At 71.5% G+C, this 6,763-nt stretch carries 5 protein-coding genes; 2 read left to right on the top strand and 3 right to left on the bottom strand.

Going from position 1 to position 6,763, the window contains the following annotated elements:
• Positions 1-43: 43 nt before the first annotated feature.
• The 3 genes from AC4H2H_RS19555 to AC4H2H_RS19545 all read right to left on the bottom strand — a co-directional run bounded on the left by AC4H2H_RS19555 (position 44) and on the right by AC4H2H_RS19545 (position 2,393).
• Complete coding sequence (locus AC4H2H_RS19555) at positions 44-532, bottom strand: SRPBCC family protein (protein ID WP_494372501.1); 489 nt, start codon at positions 530-532, stop codon at positions 44-46.
• On the bottom strand, positions 529-906 hold the full coding sequence (locus AC4H2H_RS19550) for an ArsR/SmtB family transcription factor (RefSeq protein ID WP_494372500.1): 378 nt from the start codon (positions 904-906) through the stop codon (positions 529-531). Before AC4H2H_RS19550 ends, AC4H2H_RS19555 begins: the two co-directional genes overlap by 4 nt.
• 110 nt (positions 907-1,016) lie before the next feature.
• Positions 1,017-2,393, bottom strand: a complete 1,377-nt coding sequence (locus tag AC4H2H_RS19545) for a cryptochrome/photolyase family protein (protein ID WP_494372499.1) — start codon at positions 2,391-2,393, stop codon at positions 1,017-1,019.
• A gap of 52 nt (positions 2,394-2,445) precedes the next feature.
• Between AC4H2H_RS19545 and AC4H2H_RS19540 the strand changes: the two genes are divergently transcribed.
• Together AC4H2H_RS19540 and ilvD are read left to right on the top strand one after the other, a co-directional pair.
• Positions 2,446-4,149 carry a peptide MFS transporter gene (locus AC4H2H_RS19540; RefSeq protein ID WP_494372498.1) on the top strand — a complete coding sequence of 568 codons (1,704 nt, stop codon included), beginning with the start codon at positions 2,446-2,448 and terminating at the stop codon, positions 4,147-4,149.
• A 178-nt stretch (positions 4,150-4,327) separates the two neighbouring features.
• Positions 4,328-6,190, top strand: coding sequence for a dihydroxy-acid dehydratase (ilvD, locus tag AC4H2H_RS19535; RefSeq protein ID WP_494372497.1), 1,863 nt, complete (start codon positions 4,328-4,330; stop codon positions 6,188-6,190).
• Positions 6,191-6,763 lie beyond the last annotated feature (573 nt).

The following is a 6,763-nucleotide window of genomic DNA, read 5'->3' as shown; positions in this document are numbered from 1 at the left end:
CTGGTCATGACCAGGGTTCTACCTCGGCGGGGTGCGGGTGGAGTCAGGACGCGGCGAGGATCTCGTCGAGCTGTTCGTAGCCCTCGCGGATGCCGACCTCCATGCCGCTCGCGACGAAGCTGTCGCGGCCCTCGAACGAGTCGACGAGCGACGTCGCGGTGAGACGCGAGCGGCCGTCGGGGAGGTCCTCGAACTGGAGGCGGTCGAGGGAGACGCCGTCGGGGAAGCCCTCGTACGTGAACGTCTGGACGATGAGCTCGTTGGGCCGCACCTCGTGCACGCTGCCGAAGAACGCGTACTCGTTGCCGTCGGGGTCGACCTGCACGTAGCGGTACGACCCGCCGGTGCGCACGTCCCACTCCTCGTTGCGCTGCGTGAGGTAGCGGGGTCCGTTCCAGCGCTTGAACACCTCGGGGTCGAGGTGGGCCTGGAAGACCTTGGCCGCGGGCGCGTCGAACTCCCGCACGATGCGGACCATGGGGAGGTCCTTCGGGACGACGATCTCGGTCTCGTGGGTGCCGGTGGCGGTCATGGTGCTTCTCCTGTCATGGGTTCGTTCGCGGTCCCGCCCGCAGGTGGGGCGAGGTCGGGCAGGTCGCGCAGGACGTCGTCGAGGCGGCGGTAGCGGTCCTCGGCCTGGCGTCGGTAGCGCTCGATCCACTGGGTCATGAGGTCGAAGACCTCCGTCTCGAGGTGCACGGGGGCGCGGCGGGCGTCCGTCGTGCGTGTCACCAGGCCGGAGTCCTCGAGCACCCGCAGGTGCTTGGACACCGCCTGGACGGACATGTCGTACGGCTGCGCCAGCTCGCCGACGGTGGCGTCGCCCGACGCGAGCCGGGCCACCATGTCGCGACGCGTGGGGTCGGCGAGCGCCGAGAGCACGCGGGAGAGCGGGTCTGCCGTCACGGGACCTCCTCGTCGGAGCGGGAGAGGTCCGCTCGCTTCTCAACTGTTTGGTTGATGATGACGCTACGCCGGGCCGTGCTGCTAGTCAACCCTTTGGTTGAAGAAATTTCTCAGGACCGGCGACCGCGCTCGAAGTCGTCGAGCGCGACCCGACGTTCCTCGGCGTGGTCGACCACCCGCTCCGGGTAGCCCCTCGGCAGCTCGCGTAGACGCCACGGCTCGTGCACCGCGGGCCCTTCGACATCCCGAAGCTCGGGCACCCAGCGCCGCACGTAATCGCCGACCGGGTCGAACTTCTTGCCCTGGGTGACCGGGTTGAAGACCCGGAAGTAGGGCGCGGCATCGCGTCCGGTCCCCGCGACCCACTGCCAGTTGAGCTGGTTCTGCGACAGGTCGCCGTCCGCGAGGTGCGCCATGAAGTGGGCCGCGCCGCGCTGCCAGCGCACGTGCAGGTCCTTGACGAGGAACGACGCGACGACCATCCGCACCCGGTTGTGCATCCAGCCCTCGCCGAGGAGCTGGCGCATCCCCGCGTCGACCAGCGGGTAGCCAGTGCGGCCCTCCGCCCAGGCCGTGAGGAGCAGGTCCTCGTCCGCGCCGGTCGCCCACGCGTCGTCGGGCACGACCTCGCGCAACGACCGCCGGGCCGCGGCCGGGTGGTGGAACAGCACGTCCGCGTGGAACTCGCGCCAGGCGAGCTCGGACCGGTAGGCGAGCACGTCGTCGGACGGCACGCCGTCGTGGAGCGCCGCGCGCAGGTCCGCCAGCAGGGTGCGCGGGTGCAGCTCGCCCCACTTGAGCGGGATCGACATGCCCGACGTCGCAGGCCGGTCCGGGCGGTCGCGCTCGCTCGCGTAGCCCGCGAGGTGGTCGGCGACGAACTCCCGCCACCGGCGCCGCGCCGCCGCCTCGCCCGCCGCGGGCAGCCGGGCGTCCGTCCCGGGGTCGTCCGGCACGCCGTCGGACCGGAGGTGCGCCCAGGGGACGTCCCGCGGCCGCGGCGCCGGGTCGCGCCAGCCGTGCTCGACCCACGCGTCGCGGAACGGCGTGAAGACCTGGAACGGCGTGGCGCCGCGCGTCAGGACGAGCCCCGGCGCCACGGCGTAGGGCGAGCCGGTGCGGACGAGGTGCGCGCCGCCGTCGGGCAGGGTGGACTCCACCGCGGCGTCGCGCGAGACGCCGTACGGCTCGTACGACGCGGCGACGTGCACCTCCCGGGCACGCACCTCGCGCGCGACGGCCGGCACGACGGCGCGCGGGTCACCGTGCCGCACGACCAGCTGCCCGCCGGTCGACGCGTCGAGAGCGGCGAGGCTGCGCGCGAGGTACGACCGGCGCGGCGCGCCCGCGGCGTCCCAGAGGCGCGGGTCGAGCACGTAGAGCGCGACGACGTCGTCGCCCGCCTCTCGCGCTGCATCCACCGCCGCGACGAGCGCCGGGTTGTCGGCGAGGCGCAGGTCGCGCCGGCACCACCAGATCGTCGGCACCCGGCCACGCTAACGGTCGCCCGGCGCGCTCGCCGGTGGGAGCATCGCAAGCATGGACGGTGACGACGAGGGCGACCGGAACGGTCCCGAACACCCTCAGGGGAACGGCGACGACCGCCGCCGGCACCTCGAACGCGAAGCGGTCACCGAGCCGGATGCCGGTGCGCCGCCCCAGGAGATCGCGACGACGTCCGCAGGTGTCGCGGCAGGACCGGGCGGGCCCGGTGCTGCCGGGAACGGCGCGGGAGACGGCGGCGTGCGCGCGGCCGGCGACATCGCAGGTGAGCGAGCTTTCTTCGGACACCCGCGCGGGCTCATGACGCTCTTCACGACCGAGCTGTGGGAGCGGTTCAGCTACTACGGCATGCGCGCGATCCTCCTGTTCTACCTGACGGACTCGGTCGCCAACGGCGGCCTCGCGATCGACGACACGACGGGCGCCGCGCTGGTGTCGATCTACGGCACCGGCGTCTACCTGCTCTCGGTCGTGGGCGGCTGGCTCGCCGACCGGGTCATCGGGTCGCGGCGTTCCGTGCTGTACGGCGGCGTGGTCATCGCAGCCGGTCATGTCAGCCTCGCCGTGCCGGGCGTGGGCTTCTCCATGTCCGGCATCGCGCTCGTCGCGATCGGCACCGGCCTGCTCAAGCCCAACGTGTCGTCGATGGTCGGGGAGCTCTACGCGCGCGACGACCCGCGTCGCGACTCGGCCTTCTCGATCTTCTACATGGGCATCAACATCGGGTCGTTCTTCTCGCCGCTGATCGTCGGCGCGGTACAGCGGGCGTTCGGATATCACGCAGGCTTCCTGGTGGCCGCGGTCGGCATGGCGGTCGCCCTCGTGTTCTTCGTCGCCGGGCGCCGCTACCTCGGTGTGGCAGGCGCGCACGTGCCGAACCCGATCCGCCCCGCGGAGCGGCCCGCGATCGCGCGCCTCTTCATGATCATCGCGGGCGGGGTCGTCGTCGTCGGGCTCGTCGCGGTGCTCGTTGCAGGCGGCTTCGGCATCGACACGTTCATCGACACGTTGTCCTACTTGGCGTTCCTCGCTCCCGTCGTGTACTTCGTCGTCATGTACCGCTCGCCCAAGGTCACCGACGCCGAGCGGCCCCGGATCATCGCGTACATCCCGCTGTTCGTCGCCGCGATGCTGTTCTGGATGATCTTCGAGCAGGCCGCCACGACCCTGTCCGCGTTCGCGCGCGACCGCACGCAGCTCGACATCTTCGGTGTCGAGATCAGCCCGGCGTTCTTCCAGTCGGTGAACCCGCTGTCCATCATCCTTCTCGCACCGGTGTTCGCGTGGATCTGGATCAAGACGGGCGATCGACCGGCGACGGCCAACAAGTTCGCGATCGGGCTCACGCTCGCCGCGGTGTCGTTCCTCGGCCTCTCGCTGGCGTCGGCCGTCGTCGGCGACGAGCGTGCGCCCGCGTGGGTGCTCGTCGCGGTCTACGTCGTGCAGACCCTCGGCGAGCTGTGCCTGTCGCCCGTCGGGCTCGCCGCGACGACGCTCCTCGCGCCGCGTGCGTTCCGCTCCCAGGCCATGGCGCTGTGGTTCCTCGCACCCGCGGCGGGACAGGCCATCACGGCGCAGATCATCCAGGCGACCGAGGGCGCCTCGGACACCGCGTACTTCGGCGGGATCGGCGCGGTCGCGCTCGTCTTCGCCCTCGCGCTGTTCGCGCTCGCGCCGTGGGTCACTCGGCACATCCGCCACGCCGACGAGCTCGAGGACGCGCACACGGCCGGCGCGTGACCGGGTCGCGGCGTCATCGACCGACTCTCCTGTCCCGTCATGGTTTCAGCGGAGCCAGGGCGTACGTAGTCCGACGACCACGAGTCGGACGCCCCCCTTGCGAAGTCCGTCACGGGCGTAATGTGACCCGGCGGCCGGTGGATCGGTCGCAGGACCCCGTCGAAGGAGCTGACCCGACATGAGCCGCCCCCTGCGCTCTCGGACGTCCACCCACGGCCGCAACATGGCCGGCGCCCGCGCCCTCTGGCGCGCGACCGGCATGGGCGCGGAAGACTTCGGCAAGCCGATCATCGCGATCGCGAACTCGTACACGCAGTTCGTCCCCGGACACGTCCACCTCAAGGACATGGGCGACCTCGTCGCGTCGGCGATCCGCGAGGCCGGTGGCGTCTCCAAGGAGTTCAACACGATCGCCGTCGACGACGGCATCGCGATGGGCCACGCCGGCATGCTCTACTCGCTCCCGAGCCGCGACCTCATCGCCGACTCGGTCGAGTACATGGTCAACGCGCACTGCGCCGACGCGCTCGTGTGCATCTCCAACTGCGACAAGATCACGCCAGGCATGCTCAACGCGGCGCTGCGGCTCAACATCCCGGTGATCTTCGTGTCCGGTGGCCCGATGGAGGCCGGCAAGGCGATCGTCGCCGACGGCGTCGCCAAGACGCCCCTCAACCTCATCAACGCGATCAACTACTCGGCCGACGACAACGTGTCCGACGAGGCGCTCAACGCCGTCGAGGAGAACGCGTGCCCCACGTGCGGGTCGTGCTCCGGCATGTTCACGGCCAACTCGATGAACTGCCTCACCGAGGCGCTCGGGCTCTCGCTCCCCGGCAACGGCTCGACGCTCGCGACGCACGCCGCGCGCAAGGAGCTGTTCCTCGAGGCAGGTCGCACGATCGTCGACCTCGCGCGCCGCTACTACGAGGACGAGGACGACTCGGTGGCGCCGCGTTCCATCGCGACCAAGGCCGCGTTCGCGAACGCGATGGCGCTCGACGTCGCGATGGGCGGCTCGACCAACACCGTGCTGCACATCCTCGCCGCCGCGCAGGAGGGCGAGATCGACTTCGACCTCACCGACATCGAGCGGATCAGCCGCCGCGTGCCCTGCCTCTCGAAGGTTGCGCCGAACCACCCCAGCTTCCACATGGAGGACGTGCACCGCGCGGGCGGCATCCCCGCGCTGCTCGGTGAGCTGGACCGTGGGGGGTTGCTCGACCACGACGTGACGTCCGTCCACACGCCCACGCTCCGCGCGTGGCTCGACGACTGGGACATCCGCGGCGGCAAGGCCGCCGACCGTGCGGTCGAGCTGTTCCATGCGGCGCCCGGCGGCGTGCGGACCACGCAGGCGTTCTCCACGTCCAACCGCTGGGAGTCGCTCGACACGGACGCCGAGAACGGCTGCATCCACGACATCGAGCACGCCTACACCATCGAGGGCGGCCTCGCCGTGCTGCGCGGCAACCTCGCCGAGGACGGCGCGGTGTTCAAGACCGCGGGCGTCGACCCGGACGTCTTCCACTTCGTCGGCACGGCGCTCGTCTGCGAGTCGCAGGACGAGGCCGTCGAGAAGATCCTCACCAAGCAGGTCCAGCCCGGCCACGTCGTCGTCGTGCGCTACGAGGGCCCCGCGGGCGGGCCGGGCATGCAGGAGATGCTCTACCCGACGTCGTTCATCAAGGGCCGCGGGCTCGGCAAGGTGTGCGCGCTCATCACCGACGGCCGGTTCTCCGGAGGGTCGTCCGGCATCTCCGTCGGCCACGTCTCGCCCGAGGCCGCCGCGGGCGGCGCCATCGGCCTCGTCGAGGACGGCGACGAGATCGAGATCGACGTCGACACGCGCCTCATCCGCCTCAACGTCCCGGACGACGTGCTCGCCGAGCGTCGCGCCAAGATGGAGGCGCGCGAGAACCCGTGGCAGCCGGTCGACCGCGACCGGTACGTCTCCCCGGCGCTCCAGGCGTACGCCGCCATGGCGACGTCGGCCGACCGCGGCGCCGTCCGCGACGTGTCGCTCATCAAGCGCCGCTGACACTTCTCGGGCTGTGGTCGGGTCCGCGGGGCAGGGGGCGGGACGTGCCGGGTCTACCATCCGCCGCTCGTTCCTCGCGGCTCCCGCCAGACCCACCACGACCCGGCACATCCCACCCCCTGCCCCGCTCGTCCGTCACCTCGCCGTCGGCGTCGGCGTCGGTCTAGGCGGCACGACGGCGGTCGTCACGACGGGCTGAACGCTCGCCGAGGTAGAGCTGTGGTCCGCCCAGGTAGAGCCGTGGTCCGCCGAGGTATAGCTGTGGTCGGCCGACGGCGGTCCCTGGTCATGCGCGTCGGCCTGGCACCGGGTAGTGCAGCGCTCGTGCCGACCATGACGGTCCTGACCGGTCGAACATGCGGTCATCGCCCGTCAGACGACGAGGACGAGCCGCAACGACATGCTCGGCGAGCACCGCGGCCCGCCTGGGTGAGCCAAGACCAGGGCGAGACGACGCAGGGCGGGGTGGGTGGGGGCGCCGCGTCGTGGTCGGGCCCGGCGGATGGTAGACGCGGCGCCCCCACCCACCCCGACCACCCAAGCCAGCCACGCGCCGTCGACCACAGGAACCAC

The sequence above is a fragment of the Cellulosimicrobium sp. BMG9.22 genome, from assembly GCF_059159975.1.
The sequence above is the reverse complement of the archived record's forward strand: the minus strand, read 5'-3'. Positions and strand labels throughout refer to the sequence as shown.